Genomic DNA, 18,963 nt, shown 5'->3' with positions numbered 1-18,963 from the left:
AGATGGCCGAAGTCAAGCCTCGTGGTCCGGTTCGAACCGCCGTCGTACCTCGGGATGTCGTGCGAGTTGCTCGGGATATCCGGGACCGGTGTGCATGGTGGTCTCCTCGGCGCGCAGTGAGTGCCCGCACTCGGCGCAGACGACTTCGGCGTGGGTGTCGTGCCCGCACGATTCGTGGTGCAGCGTGATCGGGGCGCCTTCCTCGCCTGCCAGCCAGCGATCGCCCCAGCGGGTGATCGCCGCGATCACGCCGAAGAAGTCGCGCCCCTTCTCGGTGAGGACGTACTCGTAGCGTTTCGGCTCGTCCGTGTAGGCGCGCTTGATCAGCAGTCCCTCCTCGAGGAGTTTGCCCAGCCGTTCGGTGAGAGTGTTGCGCGGAATTCCGAGCGCGCGCTGAATCTGATCGAACCGGTGGATGCCATAGAACGCCTCGCGCAAGACCAGGAGCGTCCACGAGTCGCCGACGATGTCCGCGGTGCGCGCGATCGAACACGGCCAGTGCGCGAAGGAGAGTCGCTTCATCCCACCACCTGGCCTGACGCACCGAGGACCGCGTAGACCGCCGTGCGGACTCGGTCGGCGACGACCTCCGGGGAGGAGGAGTCGTACTTGCCGTCGAGGTGCAAGAAGGCCAAGCCGTGGACCAGCGCCCAGACGGCCGTTGCCATCCCCTCCGGCTCGGCAGCTGGAAAGGCCTGCTGCACAATATATTTGACGTACTCGTTGATCGCCGCCGCCGCGGCTACCCGTTCGGGACTCGTCGGATCGCAAGGCTCGGCGAACATCACGCGGAACAGTCCCGGACGCGACAGCGCGAACTGGACGTAGGCGATCGCGATCGCGGCGAGGTCCTCGGCGGTGGTCGGCGCGGCATTCGCCGCGGCCAGATGCGCCGCCATGTCGCGATAGCCCACCGCGGCGACGGCGGACAGCAGGGCGGTGCGGTCGGCGAAATGACGGTATGGCGCCGCGGTGGACACGCCGGCGCGCCGTGCTGCGGCGCGAAGCGACAGCTCGCCCGCGCCGCCTTCCTCGAGCAGCTCCACGGTCGCGCGGATCAGCGCGTTGGGTAGATCGCCGTGGTGATACGACGTGGTCGACGTTGCCATGGGTCCAACCTAACAAGTGTTGACATCGCTTACACCTTTCTCTAGTGTAAGCACCGCGCTCATTATGTGAGCACTGCAAACATTCGTGATCGGAGGGAGTTCCCCATGGCGAGCGGTTCAGAGTCGGACGGGTTGTTCTCGCCTCTCCGGCTGCGGTCCGGCCAGGTATTGCGCAACAGGATCGCCAAGGCGGCCATGGAAGAGGGGATGGCCGGGCGAGCGCAGCTGCCCGACGATCGCCTGATCGCGCTGTATCGACGGTGGGGCGCAGGAGGCGCGGGCCTGTTGATCACGGGAAACGTGATGGTGCACGCCGAAGCGCTGACCGGACCGGGCGGCATCGTCCTGGACGCCGACTCGCCGCTGGAGCCGTTCGTGGCGTGGGCGCAGGCCGGTAAGACCGTGGGCGCGGCGATGTGGATGCAGATCAGCCACCCCGGTCGGCAGGTCCAGGCGCGGATGCCCGGAGTCGTCTGGGGGCCTTCGGATATCGCGGTCGATGTGGGCCGCCATTCCAAGCGGTTCGGCCGACCTGTGGCGATGACCCCTGAGCAGATCGACGCCACCATCGCTCGGTTCGTCACCACCGCGGAGCGGGCCGAGCTGGCCGGGTTCGACGGGGTCGAGGTCCACGCCGCGCATGGCTATCTGCTGTCGCAGTTTCTGTCTCCGCTGGTCAACACTCGCACCGACGAGTGGGGAGGCTCGCTGGAAAACCGCGCGCGGCTGCTGCTCGAGATCGTGCGTGCCGTCCGCGACGTGGTGTCGCCGAGTTTCGCCGTCGCGGTGAAACTGAATTCCGCGGACTTCCAGCGCGGTGGCTTCGAGGCCGACGACGCGCACAAGGTGATCGCGATGCTCGCGTCGCTGGGCGTGGACCTCGTCGAGGTGTCCGGCGGCAGTTACGAAAGTCCTGCCATGTCCGGTCGCCCGGCCGATGGGCGCACCGCAGCCCGGGAGGCGTACTTCCTGGAACTGGCCACAGAGCTGGCCGAAACCAGTGCGATACCCCTGATGCTGACAGGCGGGATCTCCCGCCCGGATACCGCTGAGCGAGTGCTGGCGAACAACGTCGCCGTGATCGGCATGGGAACGGCGCTCGCGGCGACTCCCGATCTGCCCAACCGCTGGCGCGAGGGTTTGGCGGCTGCCGGGACCTTGAAACCGGTGACCTGGTCGGACAAGCCGCTTGCGTCCCTCGCCGAAATGGCGCGTGTCCGCTACCAGATGCGCCGGATGGCCGCTGGGAAGAACCCCGCGCTCGGTGTCGGCCCGGTGTTCGCGCTGATCGCGGATCAGCGGGTGCAAGGTCGCGCACTACGTCGTTACTCGCGATGGCTCACGTCGAAGGAACGGCACGAGGCCCGGAAGCCGAGCGCGGCGGCGCTCTGAGCCACGCGTCGGCGATCCGGGCCGCGGCCAAGCCCAACGGCACGTCGCCGTTCGCCGGTTGCCGGATGACCGGGTTGCCCAATCGGGAGGAATTGCCCCAAGACACCATCCGGGCGCGCTCCTCATTTCAAGCAATTCTTTCGGCCTGAACCGCCTCCGGTCCTCCCTCCGGAGGCGTCGCTGAACCCATGGCCTGGATCACAACCCTCGCATTGTTGACAGCGCTTACATCCGCGGCTAACCTCATGTTTGCACTGCAAACATGAGAGCGAGGGAGAGACACCGATGTCATCGACCCATCAGGACACCGTCGAGGTCGACCTGGGTGGCCGCACGGTCACAGTTCCGAAAGGTGGCCTGTACGACCGGTATCGGATGAACACCGATCTCGACGAAGTCGTGCGCGATCCCCGCGTCGGCAGCGTCGACTTCTTCCGGCGGTTGCCCAAGGCGAAGGTCGACTCGCCGATCGGCCCCACGCTCACTCCGAACTTCTACTACCGCATCTCGACGGCCCGGCTCACGATGCTCGCCCGCTCCCGCGCGATCCGTGCTCGCCTGCCGAGAGAGTTGGCGCCGCTGGAGATCGCGCCCGGCCTGGGACTGGTCTCGGTCATGTTCTTTCGCTACGACGTGTGCGACATCGACTTCTACACCGAAGCCGCCGTCGGCATCGCCGTCAGGCCGGCGCGGCACGGCGGACTCGGATTCGTCGACCTGGTCTCCGCTCTGAAGAACGACCACATCAATTCGTACGTGCTGTCCCTGCCGGTCAGCTCCGATATCGCCCAGGTGCGCGGCCACGACGGCTACGGCTTCCCCAAGTGGGTCACCGAGCTCGATGTCGAGATCGATGCCGGTCGAACCGTCGCACGCGTGGCCAACGACGCAGGCGAGACAGACCTCTCGCTCTCGGTCGCCACACCCGCTCAGACCGCGTATCCGACCGGCGAGCGTGTCTCGACACTCACCTCGTACACGTCGATCAACGGTGCGTGGCACTCGACCCTGAGCCAGACGAACGTGCTGTCGGCCGGAAGTGCGCTCCTGCCGAGCAAACTCGACCTCCAGATCGGACGTGGCCGCTTGGCCGACGACCTGCGATCGCTCCAGCCGATGAAAACCGTTCGGCTCGACGTCATGACCGAAGGTCAACTCGCCCTGCACATGCCGGTCCCCACCTCGGTCCCGAGCCGGAACTAGGAACACACGGGGGGTCAGGAAACACCAAGCAACCGAAGGAGAGTGCGATGACCGTGATCGAGCCCGTCCGCGGCTCCGGCCTGCCGTCGTCAGTGAACCCGGCCCGCATCGAGCGACTGACCACACGAGTCACCGCCGCAGCAGACGCCGTACGAGTCACCACCACCGCCCCGTACACCGGCGGCCCGCTGGCCGACCTGCCGGTCTCGACGCCCGCGGACGTCGAGACGGCGTTCACGCGGGCCCGTGCCGCCCAGAGGGCCTGGGCCGCCACGTCCATGCGTGAGCGAATGAAGATCATGCTGCGTTTCCACGACCTCGTACTCGAGCATCAGAACGAGGTACTGGACCTGATGCAGGCCGAAAGCGGCAAGACCCGACGCGACGCGTTCCTCGAAGTCACCGACATCGCGATCACCGCTCGGTACTACGCGCGCAGCGCAGGCAAGCTTCTCGCGCCCACGCGCCGCCGCGGCGCGATCCCGCTGCTGACCCACACCACGGAACTGCGCCACCCCAAGGGCGTCGTTGCCGTCATCTCACCGTGGAACTATCCGTTGAGTATGGCCGCCGGCGACGCGATTCCGGCGCTCATGGCAGGCAACGCCGTCGTCCAGAAGCCGGACACCCAGACCGCGCTCACCGCGCTGTGGGCACTCGATCTGATGCAGCAAGCCGGGTTGCCTGCCGGTGTGTGGCAGATGGTGGTGGGCCGGGGCAGTTCCATCGGCGGCGCGCTGATGGACAACGCCGACTACATGATGTTCACCGGCTCCACCGCCAGCGGACGCCAGATCGCACGCGACGCAGGCGAACGCCTCATCGGGTCATCGCTCGAACTCGGCGGCAAGAACGCCATGCTCGTCCTCGACGACGCCGACATCGATCGCGCCGCCGACGGCGCGATCGCCGCGTGCTTCCCCTCGACCGGCCAGCTCTGTGTCTCCATCGAGCGCATGTACGTCGCCGAGGCCATCCACGACGAATTCGTCGCCGCGTTCGTCGCCCGTACCAAGAAACTCCAGATCGGTGCCGCGTACGACTACAGCCGCGACGTCGGCAGCCTCACCAACCAGACCCAATTGGACACCGTCACAACGCATGTCGAGGACGCCGTCGCCAAGGGCGCGACCGTCCTCGCCGGCGGCAAGGCGCGACCCGATCTCGGGCCGCTGTTCTACGAACCGACCATCCTCGCCGACGTCACCCCCGACATGACGCTGTACGCGCACGAGACCTTCGGCCCGGTCGTCTCGATCTACCCGTACCGCGACGTCGACGATGCGATCGCCCGGGCCAACGCCACGCCGTACGGTCTGAATGCCAGCGTCTGGACCCGCGACGGCGCCAAGGGGCGGGCCGTCGCTGCCCGCCTGCACGCAGGCACGGTCAACGTCAACGACGCCTTCGCCGCCGCGTGGGGAAGCATCGACTCGCCGATGGGCGGCATGGGTGACTCGGGACTCGGTCGTCGCCACGGCGCCGACGGCATCCTCAAATACACCGAGCCGCAAACCGTTGCCCACCAACGCATCCTGGGATTCAACGCGCCGAAAGGCGTCTCGCATCGAGCCTGGGCCGGATTCCTGACCGTCGCGCTGAAAGTCCTGAAGAGAGTCGGCGCTCGCTGAGGCGCCCGCCACATCCTGTTGTTTCCGAAGGAGAACAGACCCGATGACCGCACGCATCGTGCTGCGCTGGCACCGTCACCGGCTCGTCCAGGAACGCACCGGATCCAAGATCCACGGCTTCGAGGTCCGCGGCCGCCGCAGGAACGCCACTCTCGTCTCCGGCACCGAAGTGCTGTTCCTTCCCGCCGATTTTCCCACCCTCGACTCCGTCACCGTCTACAACGGCTGGTTCCCCGCCCTGGCCCGCCCCATCGCGGCGATGTCGGCGATCACCGCGGCCGCGACGCGAATCCCTCTCGGCCGCACGGTGCTCGACGTCGTCACTCGCCCCATGATCGGTCCCCCCGGCGGTCCCGACGCCGCCGAACGCGCACGCACCTGCTCGCACGTCGTCGCGGTCGCCTCCTCCGATGCCGCCCCACCGGCCGAAGTCCACGTCGAAGGCCCGAGCGCGTACAGCTTGACCGGGGAGCTCATGGCCTGGGCCGCACAACATCTCGCCACCACGCCACCCCGCACTGCCGGAGTCGTCGGACCCGTCGAAGCTTTCGGCTTCGACACCCTCCGCGACGGTTGCGCCGAAATCGGACTCACCCCGGTCTGATGCGCGGACCCGATCGGACGGGATGTCGCGAGGTGTGTCCCAGATCTCCGTTTGTGGCAGTCGCCGCCGGGCGTATGGCAAGATCGCCCGGTTCGTAGATCTGTGCACAGGAGGCCTTCGATTGGATCTGCGCTTGGGACCCAAAAGATCTCACCGGATCCGGCGTGCCGCCTTGGCGCTCGCGGTCGGGGCCGGTGTGCTCGGTGCCCCGGTGTCGGCGTCGGCGGAGGACGGTATCGACTCCTACGACGATCGCCTTGCCCAGACGGCGGACACCCCGGCGCTGCAATGGTCCGACTGCAAGGACGGCTTCCAGTGCGCGTCCGCGAAGGTGCCGCTGGATTACAATCAGCCGCACCGTGACCCGATCGAGCTGGCGGTGATCAAACTGCCCGCTACCGATCCGAGTCACCGCATCGGCACCCTGTTCGTCAACTTCGGCGGCCCCGGCCCGTCCGGGGTGGATCGCCTACGGGAACGGGCGCGGTGGCCGTGGCTGTTCTCCGATGAGCTGCGGTCGCGGTTCGATGTGGTCTCCTGGGACACCCGAGCGGTGGCACGCAGCGCGGCGGCGCGCTGTTTTCCGACGGTGGACGAGCAAACGGCATTCCTCGGCTCCATGGCCGAGATGCCTACCACCGCAGCCGAAGAGGGCCCTTTCTACGATTGGTCGAAGGAGTTCGCCGACCGCTGCGAGCAGCAGGCCGGACCGATCCTGCAGCACGCCTCGACCGCCAACACCGCGCGGGATCTGGAACTGTTGCGCCGCGCCGTCGGCGATCCGCAGCTCACCTATCACGGCATTTCCTACGGCACACAGCTCGGCGCGATCTATGCGAACATGTTCCCCGACCGGGTGCGGGCGATGGTGTTCGACGGATCGATGGACTTCGAGGGCAACGTCAACGGCCACGACGGGCAGGGCGCCACCGTTCCGCTGGACACCCGGCAGGGCGTAGCAGACGGCATCGCCGCTACCTTCGAAGCATTCCTGCAGCAGTGTTCCGCGGCGGGGCCGCGCTGCGCGTTCTCGTCCGGTGATCCGAGGATCAAGTGGGCGGTGCTCGCGGAGCGTGCTCGACTGGCACCCATCAAGGTGGAGGGTCAGGCGTGGACGTATTCGGCGATCGTCAATGCCGCAGCCAGTCTTTCGCAGCCGTCCACCTTCCCGGACCTCGCGGTGCTGCTCCAGAAGTTGTTCGACGCGGGCACCACCGTCGCGGGACTGCTACCGGTCGCGCGCGGCGCGTCCTACTTGGGTAACCGCACCGAGGCGTACCACGCGATTCAGTGCACCGACAGCGTCGTCCCGACCGACACCGGCGTCTACAGTCGCGTGGCGGTATCGGAAGATCTGCGGGTGCCGTATTTCGGGCGGGTCGCGGTATTCGGCACCGCGGGCTGTGCCTTCTGGCGCGGCCACGACGCCGACCGATACACCGGACCGTGGAACCGGCGGACCGCCGCGCCGATCCTGGTGCTCAACAGTAGATTCGACCCCGCGACCCCATTGCCCGGCGCTTACGCAGGCGCCGCCCAACTGGCCCACGCCCAAGTGGTGGTGATCGAAGGCGCGGGCCACAGCAGCATGTACGTGCCGAGCACTTGCGCCGAGCGGACCAAACGGGAGTACCTGTTCACCGGCGGGCTGCCACCGGCGGGCACCAGCTGCGTCGCGGACAAGTCGCCCTTCGACTGACCGGCGCCTGCCATCGGTTCGGGGCCGTCGAGCAGGACACACGGCAGTTCGGCCTGCACCGGGGTGAGGTCGTGCACGTACAGTTGAGGTCACGAACTGTCATCAGTCTCGAGCATCTTTGCGCAGGTCAGCACGGCAACGACCGACGATCGGAAGGAGCCCGGCGATGTCGTTTACCGAAGAAGAGATCGACTACCTGCGGACCCAGCGGCTCGCCAGGGTTGCCACCGTCGACCCCGACGGGCAGCCCGACGTGGTCCCGGTGGGCTACGAGTTCGACGGCACGCACATCTACATCGGCGGCCACGACCCGGTGCGGAGCCGCAAGTACCGCAATGTCGAACGCGGCAACCCGAAGGTCGCCGTCGTCATCGACGACCTGGTGTCGACGGATCCGTGGATCCCGCGCTACCTGCGCGTCTACGGAACCGCTGAACTCGTGCAGCGCCAAGGCCAGTTCGGTCCCGGCCCTTACATGCGGATCACGCCCACCGTTTCGTGGAGCTTCAACCTCGCAGGCCGCCCGTTCACCTACGAGGACGTGCGGGTGCAGCGCACCGTCCACACCGCGACCGCCTGACCGCTGACCTCGACGAAAGTGAGAACCCGATGAGCTTCGGCACCCCTTCGGGCACCCGCGGCGCCCGCCAGCCCTCCGGCCGGATCGCTGTGTGGATGAACAAGTTGATGGCAAAACGCCTGCGCCGCAAGGGCGGTGGCAAATTCATGGGCATGGACGCCCTGGTCCTCACGACACTCGGCCGCAAAACCGGCGCCGAGCGCTCCACGCCGGTGGCCTGGTTCCCCGGCGACAACGGCGCCTACCTCATCGTGGCCTCGGCGGCAGGCGCCGCCGCCAACCCCGCCTGGTACTACAACATCGCCGCGAACCCCGACAAGGTCCGCATCGACGTCGGGGGCCGCACCCTCGAAGTGACCGCCGAACAACTCCATGGCGCCGAACACGAGCACGCATGGCGCCAGATCACCACTACCGCACCTCGATTCGCCGGATACCAGGAAAAGACCGACCGCGAGATCCCGGTCATTCGCCTCACGCCCCGATCCAGCTGATCCATCCACCGGCTGTGGCCGGCAACCTCGTGACCGACGTGCTGCGCGGTGCGACCGAGTCGACGACGAGATCCGAGTGCTCGGCTCGAATTTCGACCTCGTCGGGATCCGACACGCGAAAAGGCAATCCTGGTCTACGAATTCGAGTTCGCGCGGATGACCGGGACCGAGCGTTCGAGGCTGTAGGCGTGCACAGCGGTGAGGACCGCGTGCTGATCGGCGACGAGGACAGCCACGGCTGAGTTGCGCAGCAGCTCGTTGACGGCGGCGCGGGAGTCGGTGCCGAAGAGCACCGCGCCGTGGTAGCGGTGTTCGACAGGATTGTGATGCCCGACGCCAGGGGAGACGTCGCTCAGGCGGGTCCACGGCAGAAAGACGTAGGAGCGCAGGTCGCGCGCCCCTGCGTCGAGCAGGGACGGCGCCATGCGGCCGTGCACGAACTCGCGGAAGGCGGACGTACGCACTCCGCGTCGACGGCGCAGCAGCAGCGCCACGTGGTGGTGACAGGTGTCGTCGAAACCCGTTGTCCACCAACGGCCGCCGCCGGGAGCCGTGGGCTGGGTGAGCACACGAGCGAAGACGTTCTGCTCGTCGAGATACACCTCGCGGGCGTGGGCTGCCGTTGCCGGGACGGCGATCGCGCTGCGGAACCGGATCTCCGCGCACCCGTCGAGGCGCCACTGCGGCGGGATGGCGGTGCCGACTCCCGTGCTCGCAGGCCAGTAACCGTGATCGTCGGTGGAGAAGTGTCGCTGGTTGTATTCGATCAGGTGCGGAAGTTTCCTGACCTTCTCGGCGTGGCGGGTCGACCAATACGAGGTTGCGACGTCGCGGGGCAGGTCGCCGCGCAGCATCACGGGCGCGAGCATCGACGTGGTGCGGAGGGGCTTGGTCATCGTCGACTCCTTGGTGGGACGAACGGCCGGGATTGTGTTCACGCGATTCGTGCGGCGGTTTCGGTTCACGTCAGCGAATCGGGCGCCGACGGGGGAGGGGTGGTGTGGGTCGGGGTCACGGTGATGTCTTTCTCGGCGGGGAGAGGGGCAGCGGGGACGGGTTCGTCCGGAAAGCGAGGGCACGCAGTGTGCCCGCAGTCGGCATGAGCGCTGCGTGCCCGGATGAGGAAGGCCGTCTCGATTCAACGTTGTGATGAGATTATCAACACAGCGTTGACTGAGGTCAAGGCGGCATCTAAAGTCGGGACTCGCCGTGGTCGTCGTCACTTGCCGTGACGACAGTGGCTCCGATCACTTCGTGGAGACGGCTTCGAAAGGACAAATCTGCCGTGAGAGCTCCGAGTTCGCGCGTACTCGTCGTATGCGGTGCGCTGCTGGCGGGGGTGGCCTGCGTGGTCGAGTTCGCACTCGTCGAACGCTTCACGCGACTCCCGATCGAGATGCTCGCCGCCGACCCGCCCGATCTGTACGTCGAGTCCGGCCGCAAGCTCGCCTTCGCCGCGACCTACGCTCCGTTCGGCCTCACGGCAGTGGCGCTGACAGCTTTCGGCATGGCAGCCGTACTTCATCGGCAAAGGCGACCGGCGGCCGCCGGTACGGAGCGCGCGAACGCGGGGTGCTCGGTGTTCGCCCTGTCGCCGCAGCCGCAGGAGGGTGTCTCGACAACCGCCGCTGTCAGCGCGGTGACCGGCGCTTCAGCGCTGGTACACCGCTTGCATGTAAATCGAGACAAGGGTGTCGAGGAGCCGGTCCTCCGCCACGGCGGGACCCTGACTGCCGAAGGTGGCGAACAGATTTCGTTCGACCATCCAGCTCAGCGAGGTCGCCAGATCCCGTGCCGGAATCCCCTCGGGCGCGGCGCCGCGACGGCGTTCGGCCTCGATCGCCACCACCCCGTCCTCGATGAACTGCTCCATCACCTGAGACCACAATTCCTGGACCGCGGCGCTGCTGGACAGCGCGGCCGCGCTCGCCGCGGCGGCGGAGCGGTGTGCGGCGAAAGTGGCGACGAACGCGCCGATCGCCGCGCGCCACCCCTGCTCCTCCCCGCGATCCAGAGACAGCAGCGCCTCGCCGCGGCGTTCCCTGGCTTCCTGGACGAGCTTGTCGAGCAGGGACAGCACCACCTGCTCCTTGGAGGCGAAATAGAAGTAGAAGGTCGGCCGCGAGATCCCGGCGCTCCTGGCCAGATCGTCCACCGAGATTTCCGACAGGGGCCGCTCGGCGAGCAGGCGCTCCGCCCCGGCCAGGATCGCGCGCTCGCGGTCGTCACCGCTGATACCGCGCGTCCTACGTCCCCGCGTGGACGGGCTCGGCGTCGGCTCGAGTGCTGAATCCATGGCGGCCAGCTTACTGGCGCCCACTCACCCGGCCCCGCGCAACGAAACCCGCCCGAGGCTCGATTCGGCCAGCCGGGGCGTGTCTCGAAGTGCGGCCCGGATACGGCCTCGGCGTTCCCACCGATTCGACGGGTTGTTTCGGCGCGGACCGGCGCATCACGGCACGAACTCGAATCGCCGTGAAAACTGTGCTCAATCGCCGCGCCGCTGCGCGAACGCCCCCGAATGACGAGCAGCGCTGTGCCGCAACGGCTTTGCCCGTGTGTTCTCGTCGTCGCGCCGCTGACGGCGCCGGGCGGCAGAGAGCCTCTTGACGCTCGAGAGTTTGGAACCACCGCCAGGAGGCATTACCCCTGCGAACGAGCTCGACAAGGAGGTTCGGATGTCGACTGCAGTATGGGTAATCATTGTCGTCATCGCCATTGTCGTCGTCGCGGCTGTTGTCGCGTTCCTGGTGTGGCCTATGTTGCGCAGGCAGCGACTACGTCGCACGTTCGGGCCCGAGTACGACCGGACGATCGAGGAAAGCGAAGACCGCAAGGCCGCCGAGCGCGAACTCAGTGAACGCGAGCGCAGGCACGCGAAACTGCGGTTACGTGAACTGTCGGACGACGAGAAGCGGGTCTACACCACCCGCTGGGTAGAGGTGCAGGAGCGTTTCATCGACGACCCCTCAGGGGCGTTGACCGAGGCCGACCGCCTCGTCACCACGATCATGTCCGAGCGTGGCTACCCCACGGAGAACTACGAGCAGCAGATCGCCGATCTGTCCGTAGAGCACGCCGCTCCGCTGGGTCACTATCGCGCCGCGCACGAGATCGTGACGCGACCCGCGGAATCCGAGGTGTCCACCGAGGACCGTCGCACCGCCATCGTGCACTACCGAGAACTGTTTCAAGACCTGGTCGGCGTGGGCGGCCAGGAGAACAAGGACGTGAAATCATGAGCACCGAGTCCGAGCGGCGACTGCCCGGAGACGGGACGGCGAGAACTGGGGAAACCGGCTCGAAGTCCCAGGATGACAAGTACGGCGCGGGAGCGCCGGAGGCAGGCCGCCGCCAGGGGGCCGACGCGGAGAGGGTCGGTGAATCCGCAGAGGCACGGAACGACACTGAGCGGACCGCGGACCCCGAAGCACGGCGCACCGGCGATACGGTCGAGGCGGACCGTCCCGCTCGCGCGCCGGAGTCCGCGCGTGCGGACACCGCGGCAGGGGAGTCCGCCACCGAACGCGTCGAGTACGCCGGGTCGCGCACCGCCGCGACGTCCGAGCAGGCGACCGCCGCAGGCGGCCAGCCCGTACCGCTGCTCCCCGAAGCCGATTCCGATCGCCTGCGCACGCAGTGGCGGGAGGTCCAGGTCACCTTCGTCGACGATCCGAAAACCGCTGTCGCCCGCGCCGACGACCTGGTCAGCGGCACCATGGACCAGATGATCGCCACCTGCCAGCAGCGCAAGCACGACCTCGACGAGCGGCGCGGCGACACGTCGGACACCGAAGACCTCCGGCAGGCGCTGCGCGGCTACAAGGAGTTCTTCGACCAGTTGCTGTCGACGGGCGCCTAGCCGGACGGGCGACTCCACATCGGTCACCAGGAAGTGATCGGTGTTGTGGATCTCGACGAACTGCTGCGGGCCCTGCGCGGTCGGCGGGATGCCGAACGGGAGCGCTTCACGCGCCCCGCGGAAGCCTGCGGCCTGGGGTCATGCGGCGGGGTCGATGAGGATCTTGCCTTCCACCTGGCCGTCGGCGAGTCGGTCGAGTGATGCGCCTAAGTGGTCGAGTCCCACTGGTGTCTCGGCGAATTCGTTTCCCAGCAGCGGGCTGGTGGCGAGGATTTGCAATGCGGCAGGCAGGTCGTTGTCGCAGACGTGCGCGAGTGTGGTGTCGAGGGTGATCTCGCGAAAGATCATCGAGTGCAGGTCGAGCGCGGGCTTCTCCTTGGGAATCCCGATGGCTTGCACCCGGCCGCCATCGACAACCATCTCGAGCGCTGCCGCCAGTTGTCCCGGCGCGCCGCTCGCCTCGATGACAACATCGGGTTTGCGGCCTCGGAGAGCGTCGGTGACTTCGGCGGCGATGGTCTGCGATGGTGGGAGGCAGCGGTCGGCTCCCAGCCGCGCCGCGCGTTCGAGGCGGCTACCGGGGAAGTCGATGACGGTGATGTCGAAGTCGCCGAGGTGTGCGAGGCCTGCGAGGACGAACGAGCCGATGGCTCCGGCGCCGATGACGACGATACGGTCGCCGTCGCGTGCCCCGGCTCGTCGGGCTGCGTGGATGCCGACCGCGAGTGGTTGCGCGAGTCCGGCATGGTCCAGGGGCACACCACTGGGCAACTGGCGCAACGCTTTCGAGGGCACCGCCACGTATTCGGCCATGCCGCCGTCGACGTTGAGTCCTAACGTCTTGTACCGCGCGCATTGGTTCGTTCGGCCTTCACGGCATCTCCGGCAGGTCCCGCACCAGACTCCGGCGCCACTGGCGACGAGGCTGCCCGGCGGGAGCTCGGAGTCCGGGTCGGCTTCGACGATCTCACCGACGAACTCGTGGCCTGGAATGATGGGCCCGAGGTGGCCGCTGTGTTGGTGGCGGCGTTCGACGGGATAGATTCTCGGACCGGCCACCCATTCGGAAGCGTCTGTCCCGCAGATACCCGAACGCAACACTCGGACGAGCGCCTCACCTTCACCAGGCGTCGGGATGTCTACTTCTTCGAGCCGAATGTCGCGGGCGCCGTAGTACACAGCGGCTTTCATCGTCGGTGGCACAGGAGTTTTCCTCTCGGTTGGTTCGGCACCGGGCCGGTCGGCGCCGTGGCGTGCCGACCGGCCCGGGAACGGGACTCACACCGTGGTTGGCGCGCCGTCTCGCGGATCGGTGATGCGTTCGGAGACAACGCTGTCGGTGGTCGCTCCGGTGCGGGGCAGCATCATCGCGACCAGTGCGGCGAGGGCGAAGAACCCGGCGCACACGAGGAGCCCACCGCTGAATCCGATGGTGGTGGCAAGGCCGGCGAGCGCGAACGGCGCCAACGCGGACACCCCGCGGCCGACGTTGAAACAGAATCCGGCGCCTGTGGCCCGAGCCCTCGTCGGGAACAGTTCGCCCAGGTAGGAGCCGAACAGGCCGAAGAATGCGGTGAACACGCCGAACAGCGGACCCAGCCACAGCAGCGTGCTCTGATGGGTGGTGACCGCGTAGACCGGCAATGTCAGCGAGACCCCGAGCAAGGTCAGGATGATCGTCCGGTGACGGCCGATGTGGTCGGCGAGGAAGCCGAATCCGTTGTATCCGGCGAACATTCCCAGGTTCAGGATCGTCATGAACACCGCTACCGAGCTCGATGGCAGATCACGCTCGGTGGTGAGGTAGGTGGGCAACCAGGTCGTGGCACCCCAGTAGCCGAACAGCGCCAGGGCCGCCATGAGGGTACCCAGCAGTGTCCTGCGGCGCAGCGACGAGCCGAGGACGTCGCGGACCGAGACGACATCGCCTGTGTTGTCGGCCTTGTGGGCTGCCCAGCGGGCGGATTCGGTGAAAAAGATGAGGACCACGAGGACCGGGAGCGCGACGGCGGCGCCTGCCACCAGGAACATCAGGCGCCAGTCGGGCAGGAACTGGCCGGAAATGGTGGCTGCCATCGCGCCACCGGCAGGGAAGGCACTGATCACGAACGCCGCCGCACGACCCCGGCTCTTCTCCGGCCAGGTCTCGACCACATACGCCGAGACCACACTCCACACCGCGCCGAGCCCGATGCCGGCGAGGAACCGCAGCAGCAGGAACATTTCATAGTTCGGCACGACGGCGATCGCCGCGGTGAAGACGCCGAAGGTGACCAGCGAGGCGATGAGCGCCTTCTTGCGCCCGAAGTTGTCGGCCACGTATCCGCCCAGGACACTGCTGACGCCGATGCCGATCAGCGTGGCGGTGGCCAGTAGTCCACCTTGGGTGGCCGAAAGGCCCATGTCCTTGCGTATCGTCGGTAGCGCCATGGACAGCAGAACTATCTCCAGGGCATCGAACAGGTAGGCGAGGAAACACCCGCTGAGCACGATCCAACGAGTACGTCGCATCGTCGCACCTCCATTGTGAGCCGCTGCGGCGAATGCCCTTGCAGCAGTGAAACTTCGATCGCGGGGAACGGGGTTCCCCGCAGGGGCAGGTCCGGTATCGAGTCGCGGCACGTCAGTGGAGAACTGGACGGTGAGTGACTGCGGCACCGATCGATTCGGGCCTCGGAGGCTCCGGTCGGCTGAGTGTCCGGGCTGTGGAATTGCCCGGCGGAATTGTCGATTGCCGTGGTGGACAGCCGATTACGGGCGGCTGCGCTTTCCCGCGGCAACGGTGCGGTTCGGCACCGAAGTGCTAACGACCGTCGTGGGTGGCGAGAATCAGGTCGAAAGCGATGCTCGCCCAGCCTGTTTCGGGATGTGACCCGTCTGGGGCGGGGCCGTCGAGGTGGTGGATTGCTTCGACCACAAGGTCTTGCTTCACCCCGAAGACCGCGTCACAGCCGAGGTACGGGTCGCCCGCGACGAAGATGTGCGTGATCAGGGTCCGGAACCCGGAGGCGGTGACCATGAAATGGAGGTGAGCAGGCCGCATCGGGCCGCGGGCGGTCGCCGCCAGCAGGTCTCCGACCGGACCGTCGTGCGGGATCGGGTACGGCGCGGGCAGCACCGACCAGAATCGGTACTCGCCGTTCTCACCCGACCGCAGCCATCCGCGGCCTGCCGAGCGGCCGTCGGGGTACTGGACGTCGTAGAAGCCGTCCTGGTCGGCTTCCCATACCTCGATGCGCGCTCCGTCGATCGGTTCTCCGGTGACCGACCGAACCTGGCCTGACACATAGCAGCGGATCCCGGACGCGCCGCGAGCGATGTCGCCACCGAGCGGTACTTCGGGGGCCGTGTCGACGAAGAAGGGACCGAACACCGTCGATTCGGTGGCGCCGGGTGCGGATGGTTCGTTGATGGCGACGGTCAGCATGGACAGGCCGAGCACGTCGGACAACAGAATGAACTCCTGGCGGTGCTCGTCGGTGATATGCCCGGCGCGGGTGAGGAACTCGATCGCCGTCTCCCACTCGCGTTCGCTGAGCCGGACGTCTCGGGCGAAGGCGTGCAGGTGCCGTACGAGGCTATGCATCACCTCACGCAGCCGGGGATCGGGCGTGGCGTCGAAGCTGGCGAGAACTTCTTCGGTGACGGCTTGTTCCCGGTCGGCGGCGACGATGTGGTCGGTGGTCATGGCGTGTGCCTTGCTAGGTCGGATCCGGCCCATGCCGCGTGCAGAATCGCGCGGAGACCGGCTGGTGTGACAGGGGTGGGGTTGTCGGCCGGGGCAATCGCCAGGATGTCTTCGATCACGGCCTCGATATCGGCTTCGGTCATGCCGAGGTCGCGCAACCCGGCCGGGACGCCGAGCTTCTCGCCCACTTCGCGCAGCCCGTCGACGAAGCCGGATCGGCCGAGTGCACGGCTGATCCGGTCGGCGGCCTCGGGTGCGTTCGGGGCGTTGTAGGCCAGCACATGCGGCAGGACGATCGCGTGTGTTTGCGCGTGGGGCAGATCGAACGCGCCGCCGAGGACGTGGCAGATCTTGTGGTGCAGCCCCGAGCCGGCCACGGCGAATGCCGATCCAGCGAGGTAGGCGCCGAGTAGTAGCTCGGTGCGGGTAGCGGGGTCTGTCGGCGTGGTGGCAATCGTCGCCAAGCCGTTGGCGAGGTGGCGGATGCCGTCTTCCGCGACAGCGCTCGACACCGGATTGCGCCCGGGCGCCCAGAACGCTTCGACGCAGTGCGCCACCGCGTTGAGGCCGCTGGCGGCGGAGAGCTCTACGGGCAGTGACAACGTCAGCTCGGGGTCGTAGACCACTGTCTTCGGCAGGACCCGTCGATCGGTCCCCGTGGTCTTGCGGCCCTTGTCGGTCATTCCCCACACGGGCGTGACCTCCGACCCCGCATAGGTTGTCGGTACGGCGATGATCGGCAGAGCGGTGGTCAGCGCGACGGCCTTGGCTGTTCCTGTCGTAGAGCCGCCTCCGACGGACAGCACCAGGTCGGCCTCGGCCGCTGCTTCACGAGCGAGCTCGGCGACGTCCACCGGAACATGTGGGCGCACACCAGAAAAGGTCTCGATGAGCCGGTCGGCGAAGGGGGCGCACAGCCGCGTCGCGGTTTCGCCTTCCGGGCCGGAGGAGATGAGGAGAATACGTTCGGCTCCGAGAAGGTCGACCTCGCCGAGCAGTTCGGTGCGCGCGGCGCCTGCGCCGAAGACGACGCGACCGGGTAGTCCGTCGTAGGTGAAGGTCGTCATCGGATGTCTCCCGGGATGACCGTCGGCTGGTAGGCGAGGAGCAGCCAGCCGGCGCCTTCGCGCACCCACACCGCCAGTGCGCGGTTGGCCAGCTGCTTGCGCACTCCGCCCGCGGTGATATCGGCGTGCATCTCACCGAGGACGACAGCGGTGTCGTCCGCGACGACGATTCGTGTCACCGGGTGATCGATGCGGTGATAGACGTAGTGGCCCGAGCGGAGCTTGTCGAGGTAGCTGTCGAGGGTGTCGACATCGGCGTTGGAGTGGGTGTAGACGAGGGACGGGTGGGCCAGTGCGGCGAACCGTTCGATGTCTCCTGCCAGCACCGCGGCGTAGCGTTCGTCCTCGAGCGACCGAATGGTCGACTCGATCTCCGCTGTGGCGGTGGTGGTTTCGCCGCTCATCGGCTTGCTCCTGTCTGCTGAGGGGTGGAGAGGGTTCCGCGAAGTGGCGCACGACTGCGGCGGCGCAGCGCGGTGAGAATTCGGGCCATGTCCGCCTGGCCCAGCCCGTCGGCGATGGCGTCGTCGAGCACGGCGAGCGCGGCTTCGGATCCCGGCAGGGTGAGCCCGTGTCGATGGGCGAGGTCGAGGGCGAGGCCGAGGTCCTTACGGATGAGCGACACCGGCGCCGCGACGGGTGCGGCGTCCGGCGCCAGATACGCCTGCTGTTTGTAGCCGACGTAGGGGGCGCCCGCTGCGCTGTTGCGCAGGATGTCGTAGAAGGTCGCCAGATCGAGATCGCCCGCTTCGGCAAGTAGAAGTCCTTCTGCGACAGCCTGACTCAGTCCGGCGAGCACCGCGTTGACCGCGAGCTTGGCCGCCGACCCCGAACCGACCGGGCCTGCGTGGAACTGGGCCGCGGTCATCGCGGCCAGCACTGGGCGAACCCGCTCGTACTGTTCGGGGGTAGCGCCGACCATCGTTGTGATGGCAGCGGTTTCGGCCATCGACACACTGCCCGACACCGGCGCGTCGATCAGTTCCAGCTGCGGTCGGCCTGCCAGTTCGCGCACGACTTCGGGGCCGACAGTGCCCATCACGATGTGCAGGTGGCCGGCGGCCACCTCGCGCAAGCCGTCGACGACCAGTGCGCGCGTGGATTCGCCATCGGGCAGCATGCTGATCGACAGAGGCACCACGGCGAGTTCGTCGACCGAATAGAGAACGGTTACTCCCTCTGGGGCTCGCTCGACCGCGGGATCGTAGGCGAGAACGGTGTGGCCCGCCCGTGCCAGGTGCGCGGCCATCGGCCGGCCCATCCGTCCCAGTCCCGCGAATCCGATCAGCACGGCTGCCCCTCACCGGCCTCCGACGAGTGCGAATCGGCGAACCGGCGAACTCGACGAGCAGTCGCCGAAGGCGGAGGCGGACAGGTCGAGCGAAGTCGTGGAATCGGGGAGGACACGAGTCTCCTAGGTCGTCGATGACGGGAACGGGCCGTAGGGGCCACCAATGTGTTCAGTATAATGGAACAGCTCCGCGTGAGTGTCAACTGTCACGGAACACATGATTGAATAGCGGAACGCTATTTGTTCCTGCCACTTTGTGTCGTGACCAGGTCAACCGCTGATGGTTGCGGGAATGCCGGGCCGTGCTGACCGTCGGCCCTCGCTGTTCACCGCGTGCGGCCGG

General features: G+C 67.3%; 19 protein-coding genes. 9 read left to right on the top strand and 10 right to left on the bottom strand.

Annotation, left to right across the window (positions count from 1 at the left end; all coding sequences use genetic code 11):
* Window positions 1-12 precede the first annotated feature (12 nt).
* Together AC3ERS_RS21495 and AC3ERS_RS21490 are read right to left on the bottom strand one after the other, a co-directional pair.
* Window positions 13-522: a winged helix-turn-helix transcriptional regulator gene (locus tag AC3ERS_RS21495; RefSeq protein ID WP_431969844.1), complete on the bottom strand. Its 510-nt coding sequence runs from the start codon at window positions 520-522 to the stop codon at window positions 13-15.
* Window positions 519-1,109, bottom strand: a complete 591-nt coding sequence (locus tag AC3ERS_RS21490; RefSeq protein ID WP_431969843.1) for a TetR/AcrR family transcriptional regulator — start codon at window positions 1,107-1,109, stop codon at window positions 519-521. Before AC3ERS_RS21490 ends, AC3ERS_RS21495 begins: the two co-directional genes overlap by 4 nt.
* A gap of 105 nt (window positions 1,110-1,214) precedes the next feature.
* Here AC3ERS_RS21490 and AC3ERS_RS21485 point away from each other — a divergent pair, with 105 nt between their 5' ends.
* The 7 genes from AC3ERS_RS21485 to AC3ERS_RS21455 all read left to right on the top strand — a co-directional run bounded on the left by AC3ERS_RS21485 (window position 1,215) and on the right by AC3ERS_RS21455 (window position 8,712).
* Entirely contained in the window at window positions 1,215-2,501 is a 1,287-nt protein-coding gene (locus tag AC3ERS_RS21485; RefSeq protein ID WP_431969842.1) for an NADH:flavin oxidoreductase/NADH oxidase family protein, read from the top strand.
* Window positions 2,502-2,786: 285 nt separating this feature from the next.
* Window positions 2,787-3,704: an acetoacetate decarboxylase family protein gene (locus AC3ERS_RS21480; protein WP_431969841.1), complete on the top strand. Its 918-nt coding sequence runs from the start codon at window positions 2,787-2,789 to the stop codon at window positions 3,702-3,704.
* Window positions 3,705-3,751: 47 nt separating this feature from the next.
* Window positions 3,752-5,335: a succinic semialdehyde dehydrogenase gene (locus tag AC3ERS_RS21475; RefSeq protein WP_431969840.1), complete on the top strand. Its 1,584-nt coding sequence runs from the start codon at window positions 3,752-3,754 to the stop codon at window positions 5,333-5,335.
* Window positions 5,336-5,378: 43 nt separating this feature from the next.
* Window positions 5,379-5,939: a saccharopine dehydrogenase family protein gene (locus tag AC3ERS_RS21470; protein ID WP_431969839.1), complete on the top strand. Its 561-nt coding sequence runs from the start codon at window positions 5,379-5,381 to the stop codon at window positions 5,937-5,939.
* A gap of 133 nt (window positions 5,940-6,072) precedes the next feature.
* Window positions 6,073-7,638, top strand: coding sequence for an alpha/beta hydrolase (locus AC3ERS_RS21465; protein ID WP_431969838.1), 1,566 nt, complete (start codon window positions 6,073-6,075; stop codon window positions 7,636-7,638).
* Between the two features lie 166 nt (window positions 7,639-7,804).
* Entirely contained in the window at window positions 7,805-8,218 is a 414-nt protein-coding gene (locus tag AC3ERS_RS21460) for a PPOX class F420-dependent oxidoreductase (RefSeq protein ID WP_431969837.1), read from the top strand.
* A gap of 29 nt (window positions 8,219-8,247) precedes the next feature.
* Complete coding sequence (locus AC3ERS_RS21455; RefSeq protein ID WP_431969836.1) at window positions 8,248-8,712, top strand: nitroreductase/quinone reductase family protein; 465 nt, start codon at window positions 8,248-8,250, stop codon at window positions 8,710-8,712.
* A gap of 134 nt (window positions 8,713-8,846) precedes the next feature.
* On the opposite strand, the gene AC3ERS_RS21450 is transcribed toward AC3ERS_RS21455, so the two are convergent.
* Entirely contained in the window at window positions 8,847-9,608 is a 762-nt protein-coding gene (locus AC3ERS_RS21450) for a hypothetical protein (protein ID WP_431969835.1), read from the bottom strand.
* A gap of 755 nt (window positions 9,609-10,363) precedes the next feature.
* Window positions 10,364-11,008 (bottom strand): TetR/AcrR family transcriptional regulator, encoded by a 645-nt coding sequence (locus AC3ERS_RS21445; protein ID WP_431969834.1) that lies wholly within the window; start codon window positions 11,006-11,008, stop codon window positions 10,364-10,366.
* Window positions 11,009-11,390: 382 nt separating this feature from the next.
* On the opposite strand from AC3ERS_RS21445, the gene AC3ERS_RS21440 reads away from it, so the two are divergent.
* Together AC3ERS_RS21440 and AC3ERS_RS21435 are read left to right on the top strand one after the other, a co-directional pair.
* Complete coding sequence (locus AC3ERS_RS21440) at window positions 11,391-11,954, top strand: hypothetical protein (protein ID WP_431969833.1); 564 nt, start codon at window positions 11,391-11,393, stop codon at window positions 11,952-11,954.
* Entirely contained in the window at window positions 11,951-12,574 is a 624-nt protein-coding gene (locus AC3ERS_RS21435) for a prolipoprotein diacylglyceryl transferase (RefSeq protein ID WP_431969832.1), read from the top strand. The genes AC3ERS_RS21440 and AC3ERS_RS21435 overlap by 4 nt, the downstream gene beginning before the upstream one ends.
* A 138-nt stretch (window positions 12,575-12,712) precedes the next feature.
* Here the strand turns inward: AC3ERS_RS21435 and AC3ERS_RS21430 are convergent, their stop codons facing one another.
* The 6 genes from AC3ERS_RS21430 to AC3ERS_RS21405 form a co-directional block, all read right to left on the bottom strand.
* Entirely contained in the window at window positions 12,713-13,765 is a 1,053-nt protein-coding gene (locus tag AC3ERS_RS21430) for a zinc-dependent alcohol dehydrogenase (RefSeq protein WP_431970012.1), read from the bottom strand.
* Between the two features lie 87 nt (window positions 13,766-13,852).
* Window positions 13,853-15,085 carry an MFS transporter gene (locus tag AC3ERS_RS21425; protein WP_431969831.1) on the bottom strand — a complete coding sequence of 411 codons (1,233 nt, stop codon included), beginning with the start codon at window positions 15,083-15,085 and terminating at the stop codon, window positions 13,853-13,855.
* Between the two features lie 292 nt (window positions 15,086-15,377).
* A complete protein-coding gene (locus AC3ERS_RS21420) occupies window positions 15,378-16,262 on the bottom strand; it encodes a dioxygenase family protein (protein ID WP_431969830.1) in 885 nt (294 codons plus the stop codon).
* Entirely contained in the window at window positions 16,259-17,329 is a 1,071-nt protein-coding gene (locus AC3ERS_RS21415; RefSeq protein ID WP_431969829.1) for a maleylacetate reductase, read from the bottom strand. The genes AC3ERS_RS21420 and AC3ERS_RS21415 overlap by 4 nt, the downstream gene beginning before the upstream one ends.
* Entirely contained in the window at window positions 17,326-17,733 is a 408-nt protein-coding gene (locus AC3ERS_RS21410; RefSeq protein ID WP_431969828.1) for a nuclear transport factor 2 family protein, read from the bottom strand. Before AC3ERS_RS21410 ends, AC3ERS_RS21415 begins: the two co-directional genes overlap by 4 nt.
* A complete protein-coding gene (locus AC3ERS_RS21405) occupies window positions 17,730-18,620 on the bottom strand; it encodes an NAD(P)-dependent oxidoreductase (protein WP_431969827.1) in 891 nt (296 codons plus the stop codon). Before AC3ERS_RS21405 ends, AC3ERS_RS21410 begins: the two co-directional genes overlap by 4 nt.
* Window positions 18,621-18,963 lie beyond the last annotated feature (343 nt).

Source organism: Nocardia sp. bgisy134 (genome assembly GCF_057708325.1).
This window is presented reverse-complemented; position numbering and strand designations above follow the sequence as displayed.

Excerpts from the sequence above, each read along its gene's own strand:
- AC3ERS_RS21485 (WP_431969842.1), top strand. The coding sequence starts at position 1,215 with ATGGCGAGCGGTTCAGAGTCGGACGGGTTGTTCTCGCCTCTCCGGCTG.
- AC3ERS_RS21450 (WP_431969835.1), bottom strand. The coding sequence starts at position 9,608 with ATGACCAAGCCCCTCCGCACCACGTCGATGCTCGCGCCCGTGATGCTG.
- AC3ERS_RS21495 (WP_431969844.1), bottom strand. The coding sequence starts at position 522 with ATGAAGCGACTCTCCTTCGCGCACTGGCCGTGTTCGATCGCGCGCACC.
- AC3ERS_RS21440 (WP_431969833.1), top strand. The coding sequence starts at position 11,391 with ATGTCGACTGCAGTATGGGTAATCATTGTCGTCATCGCCATTGTCGTC.
- AC3ERS_RS21420 (WP_431969830.1), bottom strand. The coding sequence starts at position 16,262 with ATGACCACCGACCACATCGTCGCCGCCGACCGGGAACAAGCCGTCACC.
- AC3ERS_RS21445 (WP_431969834.1), bottom strand. The coding sequence starts at position 11,008 with ATGGATTCAGCACTCGAGCCGACGCCGAGCCCGTCCACGCGGGGACGT.
- AC3ERS_RS21470 (WP_431969839.1), top strand. The coding sequence starts at position 5,379 with ATGACCGCACGCATCGTGCTGCGCTGGCACCGTCACCGGCTCGTCCAG.
- AC3ERS_RS21460 (WP_431969837.1), top strand. The coding sequence starts at position 7,805 with ATGTCGTTTACCGAAGAAGAGATCGACTACCTGCGGACCCAGCGGCTC.
- AC3ERS_RS21490 (WP_431969843.1), bottom strand. The coding sequence starts at position 1,109 with ATGGCAACGTCGACCACGTCGTATCACCACGGCGATCTACCCAACGCG.
- AC3ERS_RS21480 (WP_431969841.1), top strand. The coding sequence starts at position 2,787 with ATGTCATCGACCCATCAGGACACCGTCGAGGTCGACCTGGGTGGCCGC.
- AC3ERS_RS21475 (WP_431969840.1), top strand. The coding sequence starts at position 3,752 with ATGACCGTGATCGAGCCCGTCCGCGGCTCCGGCCTGCCGTCGTCAGTG.
- AC3ERS_RS21415 (WP_431969829.1), bottom strand. The coding sequence starts at position 17,329 with ATGACGACCTTCACCTACGACGGACTACCCGGTCGCGTCGTCTTCGGC.
- AC3ERS_RS21410 (WP_431969828.1), bottom strand. The coding sequence starts at position 17,733 with ATGAGCGGCGAAACCACCACCGCCACAGCGGAGATCGAGTCGACCATT.
- AC3ERS_RS21455 (WP_431969836.1), top strand. The coding sequence starts at position 8,248 with ATGAGCTTCGGCACCCCTTCGGGCACCCGCGGCGCCCGCCAGCCCTCC.
- AC3ERS_RS21435 (WP_431969832.1), top strand. The coding sequence starts at position 11,951 with ATGAGCACCGAGTCCGAGCGGCGACTGCCCGGAGACGGGACGGCGAGA.
- AC3ERS_RS21425 (WP_431969831.1), bottom strand. The coding sequence starts at position 15,085 with ATGCGACGTACTCGTTGGATCGTGCTCAGCGGGTGTTTCCTCGCCTAC.
- AC3ERS_RS21430 (WP_431970012.1), bottom strand. The coding sequence starts at position 13,765 with ATGAAAGCCGCTGTGTACTACGGCGCCCGCGACATTCGGCTCGAAGAA.